A 20,162-nucleotide genomic window follows, 5' to 3' on the forward strand; every position below is an offset into this window, starting at 1 on the left:
CCGGTCATGTCCAACCAAGCTGCCGCTCCCGCCGCGCCCGGGGTTCCGGGCGCACCGGCCGCCGGGTTCCGCCCGGCCAGTGTGGCGTTGTGCACGGTGGGCCTGGCGATGGCCTCGTTCATGCAGGTGCTCGACACCACCATCGCCAACGTCTCGCTGCCCACCATCGCCGGCAACCTCGGCGCCAGTTCGCAGCAGGCGACCTGGGTCATCACCTCGTTCGCGGTCAGCAATGCCATCGCGCTGCCGCTGACCGGCTTCCTCAGCCGCCGTTTCGGCGAGACCAAGCTGTTCGTGTGGGCCACGCTGGCCTTCACCGCGGCCTCGCTGCTGTGCGGCCTGGCCCAGAGCATGGGCATGCTGGTGGTATCGCGCGCGCTGCAGGGTTTCGTCTGCGGCCCGATGTACCCGATCACCCAGAGCCTGCTGGTGTCGATCTACCCGCGCGAAAAACGCGGCCAGGCGCTGGCCTTGCTGGCGATGATCACCGTGGTCGCGCCCATCGCCGGGCCGATCCTCGGCGGCTGGATCACCGACAACTACAGCTGGGAATGGATCTTCCTGATCAACGTGCCGCTGGGCATCATCGCCGCGACCGTGGTCGGCTCGCAGCTGCGCGACCGTCCCGAGCCGATCGAGCGTCCGCGCATGGACTACGTCGGCCTGATCACCCTGATCATCGGCGTCGGCTGCCTGCAGGTGGTGCTGGACCTGGGCAACGACGAGGACTGGTTCAGTTCGACCAAGATCGTCGTGCTGGCCGCGATCTCGGCGGTGGCGCTGGCGGTGTTCCTGATCTGGGAGCTGACCGACAAGGATCCGATCGTCGACCTGCGGCTGTTCCGCCACCGCAACTTCCGCGCCGGCACCATGGCGCTGATCGTGGCCTATGCGGCGTTCTTCAGCGTGTCGCTGCTGATCCCGCAGTGGCTGCAGCGCGACATGGGCTACACCGCGATCTGGGCCGGCCTGGCCACCGCGCCGATCGGCATCCTGCCGGTGATCATGACCCCGTTCGTCGGCAAGTACGCCTCGCGCTTCGATCTGCGGCTGCTGGCCAGCATCGCCTTCATCTTCATGGCCACCACCAGCTTCATGCGCTCGGACTTCAACCTGCAGGTGGATTTCCCGCACGTGGCCGGGGTGCAGTTGCTGATGGGCGTGGGCGTGGCGCTGTTCTTCATGCCGGTGCTGCAGATCCTGCTGTCGGACCTGGACGGGCGCGAGATCGCCGCCGGTTCCGGCCTGGCCACGTTCCTGCGCACGCTGGGCGGCAGCTTCGCCGCCTCGCTGACCACCTATCTGTGGGCCAAGCGCACGCAGCTGCACCATGCGCACCTGACCGAGCAAATCTCCACCTACACGCCGGGCATGCAGGAACAGGTGCAGATGATGGGCAACGGCAGCCTGCAGAACGGCGCGGCGCTGCTCAACAACACCATCAACCACCAGGCCTCGCAGATGGGCTTCAACGACATCTTCTACCTGCTGGGCTGGACCTTCCTCGGGATCATCTTCTTTCTGTGGCTGGCCAAGCCGCCGTTCGGCGGTGGTGGTGGCGCGGCGGCGGCTGGCGGCCACTGAGCGTCGACGGCGGCACGTCGGCACGGACGGCACCACGACCCGTGCCGTTCCGTGCCGCTGCAATGGTGGTGCGATCGCGGCGCATGCACGCCATTGCCTGATGGCGTGCCGTCCGGCGCGCCGCACCCGGGCATGCCAAGTGACATGCATGCCCGGCGTCGCGCTCCGGCGCGGGGACACTTGCCGCTGCCGCGGCCTGCGCACCAGAATGCGGCTCTTCGCAGGCTCGGCAGCCCCGCACATGCAGCGCTTTCTTCGCGCCTTCGGCGCCCGCTTCGCCGCATCGCTTCCGCGCGCGGCCGTCCTCGTACTGCTATGTCTTGGTGCGCACCCGGACCATGCGCAGGCCGCGCCGCCGCCGGCGGCCTCGCCGGTGCCGGTGACCCCGGCCGACCGCCTGCATGAGGCCTGGTGGGCCGAGCGCCACCAGCAGGTGCTGGCGCAGGGACGCGCGCACCCGGATGCGCCGCTGCTGCTGATCGGCGATTCGATCACCCAGAACTACGAGAAGGCGCAGGCACCGGACGAAGACTTCCAGTCGACCTGGCAGACCTTCTACGGCAGCCGCGGCGCGCTCAACCTCGGCTTCAGCGGCGACGCCACCGAACACGTGCTGTGGCGCCTGCAGCACGGCGAGGTCGACGGCCTGCGGCCCAAGGTTGCGGTCCTGCTGATCGGCACCAACAACACCGGCCACCAAGGGCACAGCGCGGCGGACACGGTGCGCGGGATCGATGCGGTGGTCGCCACGCTGGAGCAGCGCCTGCCGCGCACGCGCATCCTGTTGCTCGGCCTGCTGCCCAGCGCACTGTCGGCGCAGAAGAGTGCGCGCGACGCCGAGGTCAACCGCGCGCTGGCGGTGCGCTACGGCGACAATCCGCGTGTGGCCTACCTGGACATCGGCACCGTGTTCCAGCGCGTCGACGGCACGCTGGACCCGAGCCTGTTCTACGATCCGCGGCAGCGTCCCGGCAGTGGCGCGCTGCATCCGGACACGCGTGGGCAGCGGCGCATGGCCGAGGCCATCGAGCCGACCCTGGCGCGGCTGCTCGACGAGGCGCCGCGGGTGCCGCTGGACGCGATGACCGACGTCGACACCGCGCGCATCGCGGTGCCCTGGCTGGAGCAGGATTCCTACGACTGGTACGGCCGCCACCATGCCGCGCTGGACGCCGCGCGGCAGTTGCAGCCGCAGGTGGTGATGCTCGGCGACTCGATCACCCATTTCTGGGCAGGCGCGCCGCAGGCGATCCGGGTGAACGGCGCGCAGGCCTGGCAGCGCGCCTTCGGCGACGCGCGGGTGCTGAACCTGGGCTTCGGCTGGGACCGCACCCAGAACGTGCTGTGGCGGCTGCGCCAGGGCGAGGTCGACGGTCTGGCGCCGCGCTGGGTGGTGATCAACCTCGGCACCAACAACCTCGCCGGCACCGAGCATGCGCGCACCAACACGCCGCAGGAGACCGCCGACGGCGTGGCGGCGGTGGTCGCCGAGATCCGGCGGCGCCTGCCGCGCAGCCGGATCGTGCTGATGGGCATCTTCCCGCGCGGCTTCGCCGCCGATGCGCCGCAGCGTGCGCCGATCCTGGAGACCAACCGCCTGCTGGCCGCGCGCTTCGCCCACGACCCGCAGGTGCGCTGGCTCGACATCGGCGCGCGCTTCCTGCAGCCGGACGGCACGCTGCCGGTGGCGCTGATGCCCGATGGCACCCATCCCAGCGAAGCGGGCTACGCGATCTGGGGCGAGGCGCTGCGCACGCTCGGCGTCGGCGGCTGAAGAGCGTCTCGAACATCACGCGTGCCGCGCCTCAGCGAGAAGCGTGGTCGTCCTCGTAAGAGCGGCTTCAGCCGCGACGGGCATGCCGGCAGGGTTTGGTCGCGGCTGAAGCCGCTTCTGCGAACGACATCCCGTCGTTACTGGCGATGCCCGAACGCCACACGCGCCGCCAGTGTGACTCAGCCGTTGTCCGGCTTGAGCAATTCCAGCACGGCTTCGCGGCGCCGCACCGAGGCGTTGCGATAGCGCGCGAGCAGGGCGCGCTCCTGCGCGTCCTGCGCCAGCAACGGATAGTCGGCGGGCAGGTCCTGCACACGCTTGCCGGGACCGACGCCGCACACCAGTTCGTCGAGCGAGCGGTTCAGCACGCTGCGCAGCGTCGGCAGCAGGCGGAAGCTCGGCGTTTCGCGGTCGTTCTCCCAGGCCGACACCGAGGACTTGGTGACGTCCAGCGCGAAGCCCAACTGCTCCTGGGTGAGCCCGGCGGCTTTTCTGGCTTCGCGCAAACGCTCGCCGAAGCTATTCATCGCGGTGGGCCTTGGGGGACGGCGGGCCTACCAAGATATGGAGCATCCGCCGGCTTGTCGTACAGTCACGCTTGACTCCAATTGTTCGGAGATTCAATACTCGTGCGGTGCGGAATGCACGGACGCGCGAGGATGCGCATGCAGGACATGGATGTTGTGGACACGAGGGTGTCGGCGCCGCGGTGCGCCGCCGCCATGCATTGGCCGATCGCGGCACGACGCGGCGCCTGCCGGTACATGGGGGAGGGCGCATGGCCACCTACGAAGTGAGACTCCGGCGCGTCGCGCAACTGGAGCCGTCCTTGCAGGTGCTGGTGCATGCCGCCAATGCCTACCTGGCCGCGCGTGCGGCCGAACGCCACAACCCGGGCTACCGTGCCTACAAGGTGGCGGTGTGGGTGAAGGGCGTGCGCGTGGACATCGGTCCGTTGCGTCCGCCGCAGCGCTGAGCGCCGCGGCCTGCGCGCAGCCAACAAAAAACCCGCCGAAGCGGGTTTTGAGATCTTGCTCGACCTGTCGGTCGTGGTGCCCAGGAGAGGACTCGAACCTCCACGGTTTTACCCGCTAGTACCTGAAACTAGTGCGTCTACCAATTCCGCCACCTGGGCAACTCAGAACGAGAATTCTGCGCGTGGCAGCAGACCCTGTCAAGCGCTTTGCGACGGCGGCAGTGCAGCGCCGTCGCGGACGCGTCGGTGGCGACCTCAGTAGGCGACGTTGAAGCGCAGGCCCTGGTTGATCGCGCAGCGGTAGCCGAGGGTGCTGCCGGTCTGCTGGTAGCTGGGCAGGGCGAACACGAACATGGTGAAGTCGATGCTGTTGTCCGGATGCACCTGGTAGCGCAGGAACTGCTGGATCGGCTTGCCGTCGCGGCCGACGGTCACGTGCTCGTCGGCGAAGGACAGGGTGCCGTCGGCGGTGACGCGGTAGGCGCCGATGCGCAGGCCGCCGCGGGTCTGGCTCGGGGTGGCGCCGCCGGAGGTGGGCGTGCACTGGCTCAGGTCGATCGCCACGGCGACCGAGGCGCCGCTGTCCAGGGCGCGCTGGATCTCGGTGAGGGAATTGAGCGTGGCGTCGTCGGCACCGGCCGTGGTGGCGGAGGCGCTGGTGGCGCTGGCGAACAGGGCGGCGGCAAGCAGGGAGGCGGACAGGCTGTGCATGGGGATGCTCCGGAGCGTGGGGGAGGGCGACGGATTGCCGGATGCAAGCTAGCGGGGCGCCGATCCGGGTCAACCGACAAAATCGCGAACTTCCGCCGCCGTCACGCCGGATCTTCGAAGCGGGTCCGCTTGTGACAGCGCCGTGTCGGAATCCGCATTGCACTGCGGTTTTGCGCCGAATGCGTGCGCCGCCGACGCGCGCGGTGCGGCTGCTTGGCCCGACGGGGTCGTGGCATCGGTACAGGCGATCGCGAGCGAATGCGAAATAGGCGTTGACAAGGTCGCGCGGGCACCGCAGAATTCGCGGCCTTCAGCGCCCAGGTGGCGGAATTGGTAGACGCACTAGTTTCAGGTACTAGCGGGTAAAACCGTGGAGGTTCGAGTCCTCTCCTGGGCACCACATGCAAGATCGCGAGAGCGCTGAACTCTCGCACCGACCGGCCCGCTGACGCGGGCTTCGTCGTTTCTGGGGCGCACGTTCGCCGCAGCGCGCCGCCCGGTTCGGGTGACGCCACCTGCATGGGAGTACCATGCGCGGATGACAACTCGCAAAAGCAAGTCCGGCAAGCCCGGCAAATCCGCGTCCGGCGACGCGCCCACCTCCGATACGCCGAAGAAATCGCGTCTGCCCGCCTGGATGCCCAGCTTCCTGCGCCGTGGCCCCAAGCCGCCGCTGCAACCGCTGCACCCTCCGTCGCCGCCGCCGGCGGCCGCGCCCGACACTGCCGCGCCGATCCACGACCCCTATGCCGCACGCGAGGCCGAGCGCTATGCGCAGCCGATCGCCAGCCGCGAGGCGATCCTGCAACTGCTCGAACGCTGCGACGGCCCGCAGACCCTGGACGAACTGGCCGAACAGCTCGGCCTGACCGAGCCGACGCGCAAGGAAGCGCTGAGCAAGCGCCTGGGTGCGATGCTGCGCGAAGCCCAGGTCGTGCAGAACCGCCGCGGCGGCTACGCGCCGCTGCAGCAGACCAACCTGATCCCCGGCGTGGTGATCGCCAATCCGGACGGCTTCGGCTTCCTGCGCCCGGACGAGGGCGGCGACGACCTGTTCCTGCCGCCGTACGAAATGCGCAAGGTGCTGCATGGCGACCGCGCGCTGGCCAACGTCACCGGCATCGACCGCCGCGGTCGCCGCGAGGGCAGCATCGCGCGCGTGCTCGAGCGCGGCCTGACCCGGATGATCGGCCGCTTCAGCCTGGAAGCCGGCATCGCCTTCGTGGTGCCCGACGACAAGCGCATCCAGCGTAATGTGCAGATCCCCGCCGACGCCGTCGGCGAGGCCCGCGACGGGCAACTGGTGGTGTGCGAACTCACCTCCGCGCCGGATGCGCGGCGCCCGCCGATCGGCAAGATCATCGCCGTGCTGGGCGACAAGCTGACCCCGTCGCTGCTGGTGGAAGCGGCGATCCACGGCCACGAGCTGCCCTACGAGTTCCCGCAAGAGGTGCTGGACGAAGCCGCGGCGGTGCCGCTGACGGTGGAGCCGGCGGCGATCAAGGGCCGCGTGGACCTGCGGCAGACGCCGCTGGTGACCATCGACGGCGCCGACGCCAAGGACTTCGACGACGCGGTGTTCTGCGAGTCCAACGCCGACGGGTTCCGCCTGGTGGTGGCGATCGCCGACGTGTCGCACTACGTGCGTCCGGGCACGCAGCTGGACACCGAGGCGGTCAAGCGCGCGACCTCGGTGTATTTCCCCGGTTTCGTGGTGCCGATGCTGCCGGAGACGCTGTCCAACGGCATCTGCTCGCTCAACCCCAAGGTCGACCGCATGTGCTTCGTCTGCGACATGCAGATCGACCGCCAGGGCGAGGTGGCCGGTGCGCGCTTCTACGAGGCGGTGATGAACTCGCACGCGCGGCTCACCTACGAACAGGTGTGGCAGGCGGTCGGCGAAAAAGACGAGCAGGTGCGCAAGGACGTGGCGGCGGTGCTGCCGCAGCTGGAGCGGCTGCATCAGCTGTACCAGATCCTGGCCAAGGCGCGCGCGCGCCGCGGCGCGATCGAGTTCGAGACCGCGGAAGTGCGTTTCGTGCTCGACAACACCGGCGAGGTGACCCAGGCCGGCATGCTGGTGCGCAACGACGCGCACAAGCTGATCGAGGAATGCATGATCGCCGCCAACGTGGCCGCGGCGCGCTACCTGCTGGAAACGCACATTCCGGCGCCGTTCCGCGTGCACGAGCGCCCGCCGGAATCCAAGTACGCCGACCTGCTGGAGTTCCTCAAGGAATTCAAGCTGAGCCTGCCGGCGTGGAGCAAGGTGGTGCCGGGCGACTACACCAAGCTGCTGAAGAAGGTGCGCGAGCGTCCGGACGCGGCGCTGCTGGAATCGGTGCTGCTGCGCAGCCAGAGCATGGCGGTGTACTCGCCCGACAACGCCGGCCACTTCGGCCTGGCGCTGGAGGCGTACGCGCACTTCACCTCGCCGATCCGCCGCTATCCGGACCTGCTGGTGCACCGCGCGATCAAGTACGCGCTGACCCGCGGCGCGCCGGACAAGTACCTGTACGCGCCGCGCGCGATGGCGGCGCTGGCGCTGCAGTGCTCCGAGCGCGAGCGCCGCGCCGACGAGGCCGAGCGCGAGGTCGACGAGCGCTACCGCGCCGCGTGGATGGAGAAGCACGTCGGCGGGCAGTTCGACGGCGTGGTCAGCGGCGTCACCAGCTTCGGCCTGTTCGTCGAACTGGACAAGTCCAAGGTCAACGGCCTGATCCACGTGACCCAGTTGCCGCAGGACTATTACCAGTTCGACGCCACCCGCAAGACCCTGACCGGCGAGCGCCGCGGGCGCGAGTTCCGCCTTGGCGACCGCGTACGCATCCTGGTGCTGAAGGCGAGCATGGAAGAGCGCAAGATCGACTTCCGCCTGGTCGAAGAAGGCGAATCGGTACACGACGAGTTGCCGCCGCCGCCGCCGCGTGGGCAGCCGGCCAAGCGCAAGAAAAAGAAGTACTGACGGCGCAGCGTCGCGGCGACCGAACGGCGGCCGCCGCGATCGCGCTTCCCGTGCGTCGTGCGGGAGCCACCTGCGCGATGCGGTTCGCAGCGGAGAGCGGATATGGAGCAGGAGTACAGCGGCGGTTGCCAGTGCGGTGCGGTGCGTTTCCGCGTGCGCGGGCGGCTGCACGACGCCTCGATCTGCCATTGCCGGATGTGCCAGAAGGCGTTCGGCGCCTACTACGCGCCGCTGGTCTCCACCCGCGGCGCGGACCTGACCTGGACCCGCGGCGCGCCCAGGCGCTTCGCCTCGTCCAACCTGGTGCAGCGTGGCTTCTGCGCCGACTGCGGCACGCCGCTGACCTACGAGGCCCCGGATGGCGTCGCCATCGCGGCCGGCGCCTTCGACCATCCGGAGGCCTTGCCGCCGACCATCCAGTACGGCATCGAGGCGAAGCTGCCATTCGTCGACGCCCTGCATCGCCTGGCGGCGATCCGCACCGAAGGCGATCTGGCCGCCGCGCCGTTCCTGGCCGATATCGTCTCGCGCCAGCATCCGGACCACGACACCGAGCGCTGGCCGGCTTGAGCTGCGATGGGCAGTGCCGACGGCGAGCGGAGCGTGTCGGGGCCGGGAACCTCGGGTCATCGGCGCGCCAGGCAGCAGGCCGGGGTTCCCCAGTTCACCGCGTCGGGACTGAAGTCCCTCCCACAAGGCTGCGCCGCGCCCTGACTGGATGGCGCTGCGTCGTTGGTCTTGCCGCCGCGGCACGCATGCCCCGGGCATCGCAGGAAAGTGTGACGTCACGGCCAAGCCGCTTCTACCAATCCCCAATCCCGAATCCCCAATCCCGGCCCCCAAGGCATGACGCCAGCGGCCACAACCCCTACCATGCCCGCTTTCCTTACGCGTAGTCCCGTCTCATGAGCAAGCAGAACCAGTGGATCGTCGGCGTCAATGCCGTGGCCTCGTCGATCGAGAACGACGCGGACAACGTGCGCGAGGTGCTGGTGGAAGCGGGCAGCAAGAATCCGCGCCTGCAGGAGATCGAGGAGAACGCGCGGCGCAAGGGCATCGACGTGCGGCGGGTGAACACGCAGGCGCTGGACGGCGTCGGCGGCTCGGTGCGGCACCAGGGCGTGGCCGCGCGTTATGCCGCGGCGCGAACCTGGGCCGAGAGCGAACTGGAAGGCCTGGTCAGCGCCGCCGAGGGCCGCGCGCTGCTGCTGGTGCTGGACGGTGTGCAGGATCCGCACAACCTCGGCGCCTGCCTGCGCAGTGCCGCCGCGGCCGGGGTGACCGCGGTGGTGATTCCCAAGGACAAATCGGCGCCGGTCAACGCCACCGTGCGCAAGACCTCGGCCGGCGCCGCCGACCGCCTGCCGATCGTGGCGGTGACCAACCTGGCGCGCTGCCTGCGCGAGCTGCAGAAGCAGGGCGTGTGGATCTACGGCCTGGCCGGCGAGGCCGAGACCTCGCTGTACGCGCAGGACCTGCGCGGCAACGTGGCGCTGGTGCTGGGCGGCGAGTCCGACGGCCTGCGCCGGCTGACCCGCGAGCATTGCGACGGCCTGGTGCGGATCCCCATGCCGGGCGAGATCGAGAGCCTCAACGTCTCGGTCGCCGCCGGTGTGACCCTGTTCGAAGCGGTACGGCAGCGCCTGGGCTGAGCGCGCGGTGCATTGATGCCGCGGTTGTGAAGCCGTCAGCGCATCTTCATGCCTGGAGCAAGCAAAGCCCCTCTCCCCCCGGGAGAGGGGTTGGGGTGAGGGTACGGGGCGAAGCCTTCGCGCATCAGAACGACACCAGGCTTCGCTCGCCCCCTTGTCGCCGCCGCGATCGATGTCTTCCCAGGCTTCGCCCTTACCCTCATCCGCCCCTTCGGGGCACCTTCTCCCGGCGGGAGAAGGGGAGCGCGTGGGGCCTGGAGCCCCTCTCCCCGCGGGAGAGGGGTTGGGGTGAGGGTGCGGGGCGGAGCCATCGCGCATCAGGAAGACACCAGGCTTCGCCCGCGCGCTTGTCGCCGCTGCGATCGATGTCTTCCCAGGCTGCGCCCGTAACCTCATCCGCCCCTTCGGGGCACCTTCTCCCGGCGGGAGAAGGGGAGCGCGCAGCGCCTGGAGCCCCTCTCCCCCCGGGAGAGGGGTTGGGGTGAGGGTGCGGGGCGAAGCCTTCGCGCATCAGAACGACACCAGGCTTCGCTCGCCCCCTTGTCGCCGCCGCGATCGATGTCTTCCCAGGCTTCGCCCTTACCCTCATCCGCCCCTTCGGGGCACCTTCTCCCGGCGGGAGAAGGGGAGCGCGTGGGGCCTGGAGCCCCTCTCCCCGCGGGAGAGGGGTTGGGGTGAGGGTGCGGGGCGGAGCCATCGCGAATCAGGAAGACACCAGGCTTCGCCCGCGCGCTTGTCGCCGCTGCGATCGATGTTTTCCCAGGCTTCGCCCGTCCCCTCATCCGCCCCTGCGGGGCACCTTCTCCCGGTGGGAGAAGGGAGCGTGCTGCGATGGAATGTTGTTGCTGCTGCGCTCTGCGAAGGCCGCTCCGGCTTAACCGCCGCGCAATCTTCACGCGTCCTTTTCCCGCAGCCTGTTACCGCCTCCACCCGCAGCGACGCTTTTTTGCCTACCATGGGCGCTCGTCCCGTGTTCCGCTCCGGTAATGAGTCTGTGTCGCCCCCGTCCCCTTGACGCTGGACCCCCGCGCCAGGGTCCTGTCGCGCCCCGCCTGCGTCGGATCGGGTCGGGACAGTGAGCGTCGCCAGGGGGAGGGGGGAGACAGCACGCGACCGCGGGCGCGCGTGGCCGGTGCTGCTGTTCTTGCTGCTGGCATTGGGCGTGGCGTGGCGCGCCGTGGCCGCCGATGGTGGCGCAGACGGGGTGCCGCCGCTACGCGACTACGCGATCGATTCCTGGACCTCGCGCAACGGCCTGCCGCACAACTCCCTGCGCGATCTTGCGCAGACCCCGGACGGCCGCCTGTGGTTCGCCACCTGGGAAGGGCTGGTGCGCTACAACGGCCTGGACTTCGCCGTCATCGACCGCAGCACCCGCCCGGGCCTGCCCGACAACGGCGTGGGCTCGCTGTACGTGGACCGCGCCGGCGCGCTGTGGCTGAGCGATTCGCGCGGCAATCTCGGCCGCCACGATGCGGCCGGCAACTGGCGCTTCTGGCGGCAGCCGCCGGGCTGGCCGCATGCGCTGATCCACGCCATGACCCAGGACCGCGACGGCCGCATGTGGCTGCTGTTCGAAGGCAACGGCCTGGGCTGCCTGTGGCCGGACGGTCGCTTCGATTACCAGCCGGCGCCGCGCGACCTGCCGTTGGCGGCGAGCTTCCCGCACATGGCCGCCGACGACCAGGGGCGGATCTGGATCGGCAGTCTCGATGGCCTGCTGTATCGCGACCCGCAGGGCGTGCTGCGGCGCGCGCCGGCCGCGTTCGGCCTGCCGCCGGGGCTGGCCTGGCCGTATCGGGCACCGGACGGCTCGCTGTGGCTGGTGGCCGGCGAGAACCTGTACCGACTGCAGGGCGAGCAGGCGGTGCTGGTGCAGCACCTGCCGGGCTACGGCCATTTCACCTCGATGCTGCGCGACCGCGATGGCGCGATCTGGCTGGGCACCGAGAACCAGGGACTGCTGCGGATCAGTGTGCACGGCATCGAGCGCATGCTGCCGGGCGACGTGCTGCCCAACGGGCGCATCGTCAGCCTGTTGCAGGACGCCGAGGGCAGCATCTGGATCGGCGCCAACGGCGGCCTGTTCCGCCTGCGCGAGACCTTGTTCGCCGGCTACACCCGCCGCGACGGACTCAGTGGCGACTACGTGCGCGCGCTGCTGGAGACGCCGGACGGCGCGCTGTGGATCGGCAGCGCCGCCGGGCTGGACCGGATGGCGCCGGATGGCCGCATCGCCCCGGTTGCGCTGCGCGACGCGCCATCGGTCCTGAGCCTGGCGCGCGGCCGCGACGGCGACCTGTGGATGGGCACCTACGCCGACGGCGTGTTCCGCCTGCGCGACGGCCGCGTCGTGCGCCACTACGGAACCAACGAGGGCTTGCCCAGCGGGCAGGTGCGTGCGCTCAGCGTCGATGCCGCCGGCACCGTCTGGATCGGCACGCGCAGCGGGGTGATGCGCATCGACGGCGATCGGCTGTCGGTGCCGGACGTGCCTGGCTTGCCGCACGGCCTGATCACCGCCCTGGCCAGCGTCGACGGCGCACTGTGGATCGGCTCGGTCGAAGGCGCGGCGGTGCTGCGTGACGGCCGGGTGCGGAAGCTGGCGCTGGAACCGCTGGGCGGCGCGCGCACCGTGTTCGGATTCCAGGCGCTGGGCCGCGACGTGTGGATTTCCACCGACCGCGGCTTGCACCGCGACCGCGACGGCCAGCTGGCGCGGGTGGGGCTGGAGCAGGGCATGCCGGTGGACACGGTGTTCCAACTGGTCCGCGACCACCTCGGCAACGTCTGGATCAGCAGCAACCGCGGCGTGCTGCGGACCACCGCGGCGGCGCTGGACGCGGTCGCCGACGGCCGCCAGGCGCGGTTGCAGGTGAGCCGTTACGACGAGATCGACGGCATGTCCAACGCCCAGGGCAATGGCAGCTCCGGGCCGTCGATGATCCTGCGCCACGACGGCACGGTGTGGCTGGTCACCGCCGGTGGCGTCAGCATGGTCGATCCGCGGCGCCTGGCGCGCTTCCGCGATCGCCTGCCGCCGCCGGCGGCGATCGAGAGCGTGTTGCTGGATGGCCAGCCCTTCCCGTGGCAGAACACGTCGCAACTGCCCGGCGCCAAGCGCATCACCGTGTCCTATGTCGGCCTCAGCTATCTGCTGCCCGAGCGCATCCGCTACCGCACCCGGCTCGACGGCCTGGACACCGGTTGGATCGATCGTGGCAACCAGCGCAGCGTGGAGTTCATCGGGCTGCCGCCGGGCGACTACACCCTGCACGTGGCCGCGGCGCATCCGGACGGCGCCTGGAGCACCCGCGAAGCCGTGTGGCGCTTCAGCGTGGCGCCGCTGTGGTGGCAGCGGCACAGCGTCCATGCAGCGGCCGCGGTGGCGCTGCTGCTGGCGCTGGTGCTGCTGTACCGTTACCTGATCGCGCGCTACAAGCGTCGTGCCCTGCGCCTGGAGCGGCTGGTGGCGCGGCGCACCAGCGCGCTGCGGCTGCAGACCGAGCGCCTGCTGCAGGCCGATGCCGAGAAGAGCCAGTTGCTGGCGGAACTGCAGCGCCAGGCCACCGCGTTCGAGCGCCTGGCGCACGAGGATGCGCTGACCGCGTTGCCCAACCGGCGTCACTTCGACGAGGTGCTGGTGCACAGCATGCAACGCGCGCAGCGCAGTGGCGCGCCGCTGTGCCTATTGGTGATGGACATCGACCGCTTCAAGCAGATCAACGACGGCTACTCGCATGCCACCGGCGATGCGGTGCTGCGCGAAGTCGGGCAACTGCTGCTGAGCGCCTGCCGCGCCTCCGACCTGCCGGCGCGCCTGGGTGGCGAAGAGTTCGCGGTGCTGCTCGGCGACACGCCGCTGGCCGACGCCGAGCGCCTGGCCACGCGCCTGCGCGACCTGTTCCATGCACGCCTGCAGTGGGCGCCCGAGGCGCCGGCGCTGCGCGTCACCTTCAGCGCCGGCCTGGTCGCGCTGCGCCCGGACGACACGCCGAGCCAGTGGCTGGAGCGCGCCGATGGCGCGCTGTACCGGGCCAAGGGCATGGGGCGCGATCGGGTGTGCGTGGGCTGAGAAACGCGGGCGGCCTGTCGTTGGGCGCAGCCCTTGGCGGCGGCGTGCAGCGTTGACGCGAGCGTTTCAGTGCGCGTCCTGGTCGTCCACTCTCTCCAGTGCCACCTGCGCCGCCTCGCGGGTATCCGCAGATTCCGAGCGCAACGACAGGGCCAGCCCGGTGCGCATGGTCGGATCCGCGAAGGCGGCGGCCAGCTGGGTGACCCAGTAGCGGCTGCCGTCGGACAGCAGGGGATCTTCCAGCGCCTCCCGGATTGCGACGATGGCCTCGCCGCGGCTGCAGGCATGGAACAGGTCTTCGACCAGCGGATAGACGCCCCAGCCGTCGCCCTTGCCGAAGGAGCGCAGGAACAGCGGCAGCGCGGCGTGGTCCGGAGCGGCGAGGAATAGGCGTCGCGCCGCGTCATAGGCGTCGATCAGGTCCTGGGTGAGCTGGTCGTCGTCGGGCAGCGGTTGCTGCGCGCGCAGGAAGGTCAGGGCGTCGGTCTTGTTCACTAGGAGGGTGATCGTTTGTGGGGTCATGTTCGTCATGATGCGCGTCGTCGTGTGCAGGCGAGAGGCCTTGTACACGTGCGGAGTGCCAATGCCCGCGCGCTGGATGCGGCGGGCGAGCGCAGGATCAGCGCGCAGCCAGGTGCCGCGACACCTTCGCGGTCAGCAGCTGCACCAGCGCAGGATCCATGTAGCCGTAGTCGTCGGGGATGTCGAGGCAGACGATGCGTGCGCGGCCGAGATGGCGCTTGAACCGCCGCGACAGCTTGTTGCGATGCGCCGGTTCCATGACGAAGACGATGTCCGCCCACTCCAGCAGTTCCGGGGTGATTGGGGTGTCCGCGTCGTGGTCGACGCCGGCCGAGGCGGTTTCCACGCCGGGCCAGGTGGCGAACACCTGTTCGGCGGTGGGGCTGCGCAGCCGGTTGCGGCTGCAGACGAACAGCAGGTGGCGGGTCATGCGAGCGGCTGGCGGCGCGCGCGTGCCTTGCAATCCATGCCGCGGCTATGGCGCCGCGCCGACCGGTGGGGCCGGCCAGGCGTTGGCGATCTTGCAGAACAGGCGCGCGGTCTGCTCGGTGTCGTAGACCGCGCTGTGCGCGTCGGCGGCGTTCCAGTCGAAGCCGGCGGCCTGCACCGCGCGCGCCAGCACGGTCTGGCCGTAGGCGATGCCGGCGAGGGTGACGGTGTCGAACACGCTGAAGGGATGGAACGGGTTGCGCTTGTGGCCGCAGCGGGCGACCGTGGCGTTGAGGAAGTTGAGATCGAAATGGGCGTTGTGGCCGACCAGGATGGCGCGCTGGCACCCGTACTTCTTCACCGCCGCGCGCACCGGCGCGAACACATGGTCCAGCGCCTCGCGTTCGGGCTTGGCGAAGCGGAACGGATGGTCCAGGACGATGCCGGTGACCTCCAGCGACTTCGGATCGATCAGGGTGCCGGGCGCCGGCACCACGTGCGCGCTGGCGGTGACGCCGGGATAGAGCTGGCCGAAATCGTCCATCTCGATCGGCACCACCGCGATCTCCAGCAGCGCATGCTTGTTCCAGTCGAAACCGCCGGTTTCCACGTCCACCACCACGGGCAGGTAGCCGCGGAAACGCCGCGACATCGGGGTGATGACCAGGGGTTGCGAGGGACTGTCGACCGAATCGTTCATCCGCCAAGGTTAGCAGAGCGCGGCCGCCGGCCGCCGCGGCGTCACTCGGGTAAACGCGTGCCGAGCACGCTGCCCTGCGCGCGCAGCCGTTCCAGCAGGGCCGCGCCCTCGTCCAGCAGGGCGCCAGGCGCAAGGCCGTGCGCGGCGGCCAGATCCAGCAGCAGTGCGCGTCCGCTGCGCGTGCCGGACTGCAGCGCCGCCAGCACGGCATAGGCCAGCGGCGCCAGTTCGGCGAAGCGCACCTGGCCGTCGGCCTCGCGCCGCGCCAGCAGACAGGTCGGCTGCGCTGGCGCCGTGTCCGGCTGCCAGGCCGGGCCGATGCGCTGCACCGGCCAGCGGTAGCGCAACAGGCGCAGCCATGGCGACAGCAGCGGGATGCCATCGAGCAGGTCGCCGCGCGGATCGTGCGGCGGCAGCGCCGCATCGTCGATCTGCACCTGCAGTTCCACGGTTTCGTAGTGCGCCAGTTCGGCCAGCCAGGGATGCTGCGGATCGGGTGCGCGCTGCGCCAGGAACGCCACCAGTTCCTCGCCCAGGCGCGGGAACAGCGGCGTGCGGGCGCGGTGTTCGGCGCAGAATGCACGCAGCAGCGCCCCCCAGTCGGCCTCGCCGAGGGTGGCGCGCAGCACCGGGAACTGGCCGCTCAGCAGCTGCGCCAGATTGTCGAAGAACAGGGCGCGGTACACCGCCAGGCGCTGCGGCGGGATATCGGCCGGCGGCGGGTATCGCTGCGGATCGCGCAGATGCCGGGTCAGGGCGAATTGCTGCGCGCGCAGGGTCTCGCTCATGCGGGCGAAGACGGCGCGTGTGCCTGCGCGATGCGGATGCGTTGCACCTCGTCCAGCAGTTCGCCCAGCGGCGGGAACTGGCCGTCGCGCTCGAGCACGGTGGGACGCACGCCGTGCAGGCGGTAGGCGGCGGCGAGCAGGGTCCACACCGGGTCGGCCACCGGCGCGGCGTGGGTGTCGATCTTCAGCCCGCTGGCTTGGTCGTCGCGGTGGCCGGCGACGTGGTACGAGGCGATGCGTGCGCTGGGCAGAGCGGCGAGGAAGGCCAGCGCGTCGTCGCCGTGGTTGCTGGCGTTGACGTGCACGTTGTTGACGTCCAGCAGCAGGTCGCAGTCGGCCTCGGCCAGCACCGCGGTCACGAAGGCGGCTTCGCTCATCGTCTGGCTAGGTGCGGCGTAGTAGGAGACGTTTTCCACCGCGATGCGCCGGCCCAGCGCGTCCTGCACCTGGGCGATGCGCGCGCCGACTTGGCGCACCGCTTCGTCGGTAAACGGCAGCGGCAGCAGTTCGTAGAGGTGGCCGTCGTCGGCGCTGTAGCTGAGGTGCTCGCTGTACAGCGCGACCCGGTGCCGGTCGAGGAACTGTCGGGTCTGCTGCAGCAGGGTGGTGTCCAGCGCCGCCACGCCGCCCAGCGACAGCGACAGGCCGTGGCAGCTGAGCGGATGCCGCGCGCTCAGCGTCTGCAGCAGTTCCCCGGGGCGGCCACCGACGCCGATCCAGTTGTCCGGTGCGCATTCGAGGAAGTCGAACGCGTCCGCCGGCGCCTGCAGCAGGTCCTGCAGCAGGCCGCGGCGCAGCCCGAGGCCGGCGCTGGCCGCGGCCAGCGGCCGGGCGTCGTACCGGGGTGGTTCAGAGGCTGCCACCGCATTTGCCCTCGCCGCACTTGCCTTCGGCCATGGCCTTGTCGTCGTGCTTGGCCTGGGGCGTGGCGGCGCCACCGGCCGCCGCGGGCTTGGCCGGCGCCGCCGCCGGGGCGTGCGCGCCGCAACTGCCGTCGCCGGCCTTGGCGCCGCAGCCGCCTTCGCTGGCCTTGGCCGGATCGGCGGCCTGCCTGGCCTGCGCCGGCGGCGCGGGCGTCGGCGTTGCTGGCGCGCTCGCCTCGGTGCTTTGCGGCGGGGTGACGGCAGCCTGCGCGCCCAGCGCATAGCCCTGGGCGAGGTCGGTCATCGCCAGCGCGGAGGCGGACAGGCCGATCCCGCCAAGCAGGACCGCACCGGCGAGGGCAGAGGACGGACGGGACGACGTGGACATGCGCAGGCTCCTGGCGATGGACGGGGGCCGGTCGGGGTGGCCGGCAGTGCGCCAAGCCTACCCGCTGCCGCACCGCGCTGCATGCGGCGGTGCGTGGCGACAAAAAAGGCTCCGTTGCGCACGGAGCCTTGGGACGCCAGCGGCGGCGGAACGGCGCATGGCCGGTCCGCACGCCGGGGATCAGATGCCGCTGGTGGAGCTGGTCTCGTCGCGCTTGTCGCGCGGCGGCAGCGGCTCGTCGCCGTGCACCAGGAACCACACGTTCTCGGCGATGTTGGTGGCGTGGTCGCCGATCCGCTCCAGGTTCTTGGCCATGAACAGCAGATGCGTGCACGGGGTGATGTTGCGCGGGTCTTCCATCATGTAGGTCAGCAGCTCGCGGAACAGCGCGGTGTACTGCGCATCGAGCTGCGCGTCGCCCTGGCGCACCAGCAGCGCGGCGTCGGCGTCGTTGTTCTGGTAGGCGGCCAGCGCCGCGCGCACCTGTTCGGCGGCGAGCTTGCCGAGCTGGCGCAGGCCCAGTGTCTGCGGCATCGGCGGCGACATGTTCAGCGCGATCGAGCGCTTGGCGACGTTGGCGGCGTAGTCGCCGATGCGTTCGACGTCGGCGGGAATGCGCAGGCCGGCCAGAATCTCGCGCAGGTCGCGCGCCATCGGTCCGCGCAGCGCCAGGCGCATGACGTCGTGGCTGATGGAGTGCTCGAGCGCGTCGATCGCTTCGTCGTTGACGACGATGCGCAGCGCGGCGTTGTCGTCGCGGCGTTCGACCACGTCCAGCGCCGCTTCCAACTGCGCCACCGCGGTTTCGCCCATGCGCACGATCTCGGCGGCGAGGCGATGCTGTTCTTCGTCGTAGCTCTTCACGATGTGCTCGTTGGGCTGAGTGTTCATGTCGTAGGTCCAATAGGTGCGTTGGTGTCGCCGCGGCCATGCCTGGCGGTGCGGTGCTGGCGTCGCCGGGCGCCCGCCCGTGGGGCGGCGGGCGCGGCCGCTGCGTCGAGGCAGCGGCGGCCGCAGCGGCTCAGCCGAAACGGCCGGTGATGTAGTCTTCGGTCTGCTGCTTGTTCGGCTGCGAGAAGATGATTTCGGTGCGGTCGTGCTCGATCAGGTCGCCCAGGTACATGAAGGCGGTGTAGTCGGACACGCGCGCGGCCTGTTGCATGTTGTGGGTGACGATGACGATGGTGTAGTCGTTCTTCAGCTCTTCCACCAGCTGCTCGATGCGGCTGGTCGAGATCGGGTCCAGCGCCGAGGTCGGCTCGTCGAGCAGCAGCACGTCCGGACGCAACGCCACCGCGCGGGCGATGCACAGACGCTGCTGCTGGCCGCCGGACAGGCCCAGCGCGCTCTGCCCGAGCTTGTCCTTGACCTCGTCCCACAGCGCGCCCTGGCGCAGCGCCTGCTCGACGCGGTCGGCCATGTCGGCCTTGGACAGCTTCTCGTGGTGGCGGATGCCGTAGGCGACGTTCTCGAAGATGGTCATCGGGAACGGCACCGGCTTCTGGAACACCATGCCGACCTTGCTGCGCAGCCGGTTCATCGGGTACTTCGGCGAGAGGATGTTCTCGCCGTCCAGCAGCACCTCGCCACGCGCTTCCAGCTTCGGGTACAGCGCGTAGATCCGGTTGAAGATGCGCAGCAGGGTGGACTTGCCGCAGCCGGAGGGGCCGATCAGTGCGGTGACGCGCTTCTCCGGCACTTCCAGGTTGATGCCCTTCAGCGCGTGGTACTTGTCGTAGTAGAAGTCCAGGCCGCGCGCGGCGATCTTGACCGGCGACGGCGCCAGCGCGGTGTGCCCGTTGGGCATGGCGATGCGGTGCATCGGGGCGGCGTTGTGGTGATCGTTCATGGCCGGGTCCATAGGGGAATCAATCGTTGGAGATCTTGTTGCGCACCAGCAGGGCGCGCGCGCCGAGGCTGACCAGCAGGACGAAGACGGTGAGCACCAGCGCGCCGGACCAGGCCAGTTGCTGCCAGGTCGGGTAGGGGCTGCCGGCGAAGTTGTTCATCACCACCGGCACGCTGGCCATCGGCTTGAGGATGTTGTTGTTCCAGTACAGGTTGCCGAAGGAGGTGAACAGCAGCGGTGCGGTCTCGCCGCTGATGCGCGCCAGCGCCAGCATCACGCCGGTGACGATGCCGGCCGAGGCGCTGCGGTACAGCACCTGGATGGTCACCTTCCATTGCGGGATGCCCAGCGACAGCGCGGCCTCGCGCATCTGCGCCGGCACCAGCCGCAGCATCTCGTCGGTGGTGCGGACCACCACCGGCAGCACGATGAAGGCCAGCGACAGCGCGCCGGCCAGCGCCGAGAAATTGCCTCCGGTCTGCATCACGTACAGGGTGTAGACGAACAGGCCGAGCACGATCGACGGCGCCGACAGCAGGATGTCGTTGACGAAGCGCACCACCTGGCCGGTCTTGCGCGCGTTGCCGTACTCGGCCAGCCAGGTGCCGGCGGCCACGCCCAGCGGCGTGCCGATCAGCAACGCCAGGCCGCACATCACCGCGCTGCCGAAGAACGCGTTGGCCAGGCCGCCGTCCTCGCCGGGCGGCGGGGTCATGCGCGTGAACAGGTCCAGGTTGATGCCGGAGATGCCCTTGGCCAGCAGGGTCCACAGGATCCAGGCCAGGAACACCAGCCCGAACAGCGCGGTCAGGCAGGACAGGGTGAGCGCCACGAAGTTGACCACGCGGCGGCGGTTGTACAGGCGGTGTGCGATGTCGGCGGCCAT

The 20,162-nt window shown here is 70.2% G+C and carries 18 protein-coding genes and 2 tRNA genes; 8 read left to right on the forward strand and 12 right to left on the reverse strand.

The window, feature by feature from the left end; translation table 11 throughout:
- The first annotated feature begins 6 nt into the window (after positions 1–6).
- Positions 7–1,584 (forward strand): DHA2 family efflux MFS transporter permease subunit, encoded by a 1,578-nt coding sequence (locus SLW55_RS17890; protein WP_267099310.1) that lies wholly within the window; start codon positions 7–9, stop codon positions 1,582–1,584.
- Positions 1,585–1,825: 241 nt separating this feature from the next.
- A complete protein-coding gene (locus SLW55_RS17895; RefSeq protein ID WP_267099309.1) occupies positions 1,826–3,358 on the forward strand; it encodes a GDSL-type esterase/lipase family protein in 1,533 nt (510 codons plus the stop codon).
- A 179-nt stretch (positions 3,359–3,537) separates the two neighbouring features.
- Here the strand turns inward: SLW55_RS17895 and SLW55_RS17900 are convergent, their stop codons facing one another.
- Positions 3,538–3,885, reverse strand: coding sequence for a helix-turn-helix transcriptional regulator (locus tag SLW55_RS17900; protein WP_017910998.1), 348 nt, complete (start codon positions 3,883–3,885; stop codon positions 3,538–3,540).
- Positions 3,886–4,136: 251 nt separating this feature from the next.
- On the opposite strand from SLW55_RS17900, the gene SLW55_RS17905 reads away from it, so the two are divergent.
- Positions 4,137–4,334, forward strand: coding sequence for a hypothetical protein (locus SLW55_RS17905; RefSeq protein WP_010343993.1), 198 nt, complete (start codon positions 4,137–4,139; stop codon positions 4,332–4,334).
- Between the two features lie 74 nt (positions 4,335–4,408).
- Here the strand turns inward: SLW55_RS17905 and SLW55_RS17910 are convergent.
- Positions 4,409–4,493: transfer RNA gene (locus SLW55_RS17910), tRNA-Leu, on the reverse strand.
- 96 nt (positions 4,494–4,589) lie between these two features.
- Positions 4,590–5,045, reverse strand: a complete 456-nt coding sequence (locus SLW55_RS17915; RefSeq protein WP_267099308.1) for a VirK family protein — start codon at positions 5,043–5,045, stop codon at positions 4,590–4,592.
- Between the two features lie 315 nt (positions 5,046–5,360).
- On the opposite strand from SLW55_RS17915, the gene SLW55_RS17920 reads away from it, so the two are divergent.
- The 5 genes from SLW55_RS17920 (at position 5,361) to SLW55_RS17940 (ending at position 13,737) form a co-directional block, all read left to right on the forward strand.
- Positions 5,361–5,445: transfer RNA gene (locus SLW55_RS17920), tRNA-Leu, on the forward strand.
- A 138-nt stretch (positions 5,446–5,583) separates the two neighbouring features.
- Positions 5,584–8,010, forward strand: a complete 2,427-nt coding sequence (rnr, locus tag SLW55_RS17925; RefSeq protein ID WP_320745503.1) for a ribonuclease R — start codon at positions 5,584–5,586, stop codon at positions 8,008–8,010.
- Positions 8,011–8,112: 102 nt separating this feature from the next.
- Entirely contained in the window at positions 8,113–8,580 is a 468-nt protein-coding gene (locus SLW55_RS17930; RefSeq protein ID WP_295933498.1) for a GFA family protein, read from the forward strand.
- 335 nt (positions 8,581–8,915) lie between these two features.
- Complete coding sequence (gene rlmB / locus SLW55_RS17935) at positions 8,916–9,662, forward strand: 23S rRNA (guanosine(2251)-2'-O)-methyltransferase RlmB (protein ID WP_017913459.1); 747 nt, start codon at positions 8,916–8,918, stop codon at positions 9,660–9,662.
- A 1,162-nt stretch (positions 9,663–10,824) separates the two neighbouring features.
- Complete coding sequence (locus SLW55_RS17940; RefSeq protein ID WP_226978527.1) at positions 10,825–13,737, forward strand: ligand-binding sensor domain-containing diguanylate cyclase; 2,913 nt, start codon at positions 10,825–10,827, stop codon at positions 13,735–13,737.
- Positions 13,738–13,803: 66 nt separating this feature from the next.
- On the opposite strand, the gene SLW55_RS17945 is transcribed toward SLW55_RS17940, so the two are convergent.
- From SLW55_RS17945 to pstA, 9 genes are all read right to left on the reverse strand, one after another.
- Entirely contained in the window at positions 13,804–14,259 is a 456-nt protein-coding gene (locus SLW55_RS17945; RefSeq protein WP_295910503.1) for a hypothetical protein, read from the reverse strand.
- Positions 14,260–14,356: 97 nt separating this feature from the next.
- A complete protein-coding gene (locus SLW55_RS17950; protein ID WP_267123863.1) occupies positions 14,357–14,689 on the reverse strand; it encodes a low molecular weight protein tyrosine phosphatase family protein in 333 nt (110 codons plus the stop codon).
- A 45-nt stretch (positions 14,690–14,734) separates the two neighbouring features.
- Positions 14,735–15,388: a ribonuclease T gene (rnt, locus tag SLW55_RS17955; protein ID WP_017911007.1), complete on the reverse strand. Its 654-nt coding sequence runs from the start codon at positions 15,386–15,388 to the stop codon at positions 14,735–14,737.
- A 41-nt stretch (positions 15,389–15,429) separates the two neighbouring features.
- On the reverse strand, positions 15,430–16,176 hold the full coding sequence (locus SLW55_RS17960; RefSeq protein ID WP_267099303.1) for a putative DNA-binding domain-containing protein: 747 nt from the start codon (positions 16,174–16,176) through the stop codon (positions 15,430–15,432).
- Positions 16,173–17,039 carry a DUF692 domain-containing protein gene (locus tag SLW55_RS17965; protein ID WP_267099302.1) on the reverse strand — a complete coding sequence of 289 codons (867 nt, stop codon included), beginning with the start codon at positions 17,037–17,039 and terminating at the stop codon, positions 16,173–16,175. Before SLW55_RS17965 ends, SLW55_RS17960 begins: the two co-directional genes overlap by 4 nt.
- Entirely contained in the window at positions 17,026–17,427 is a 402-nt protein-coding gene (locus SLW55_RS17970; protein ID WP_267099301.1) for a hypothetical protein, read from the reverse strand. The genes SLW55_RS17965 and SLW55_RS17970 overlap by 14 nt, the downstream gene beginning before the upstream one ends.
- Before the next feature lie 180 nt (positions 17,428–17,607).
- Positions 17,608–18,318: a phosphate signaling complex protein PhoU gene (phoU, locus tag SLW55_RS17975; RefSeq protein WP_017914020.1), complete on the reverse strand. Its 711-nt coding sequence runs from the start codon at positions 18,316–18,318 to the stop codon at positions 17,608–17,610.
- Between the two features lie 130 nt (positions 18,319–18,448).
- Positions 18,449–19,276 carry a phosphate ABC transporter ATP-binding protein PstB gene (gene pstB, locus SLW55_RS17980; protein WP_010343978.1) on the reverse strand — a complete coding sequence of 276 codons (828 nt, stop codon included), beginning with the start codon at positions 19,274–19,276 and terminating at the stop codon, positions 18,449–18,451.
- Between the two features lie 19 nt (positions 19,277–19,295).
- Positions 19,296–20,162 (reverse strand): phosphate ABC transporter permease PstA, encoded by an 867-nt coding sequence (pstA, locus tag SLW55_RS17985; RefSeq protein WP_017910162.1) that lies wholly within the window; start codon positions 20,160–20,162, stop codon positions 19,296–19,298.

The organism is Xanthomonas sp. LF06-19, assembly GCF_034105425.1.
GTDB classification, from domain to species: domain Bacteria; phylum Pseudomonadota; class Gammaproteobacteria; order Xanthomonadales; family Xanthomonadaceae; genus Xanthomonas_A; species Xanthomonas_A sontii.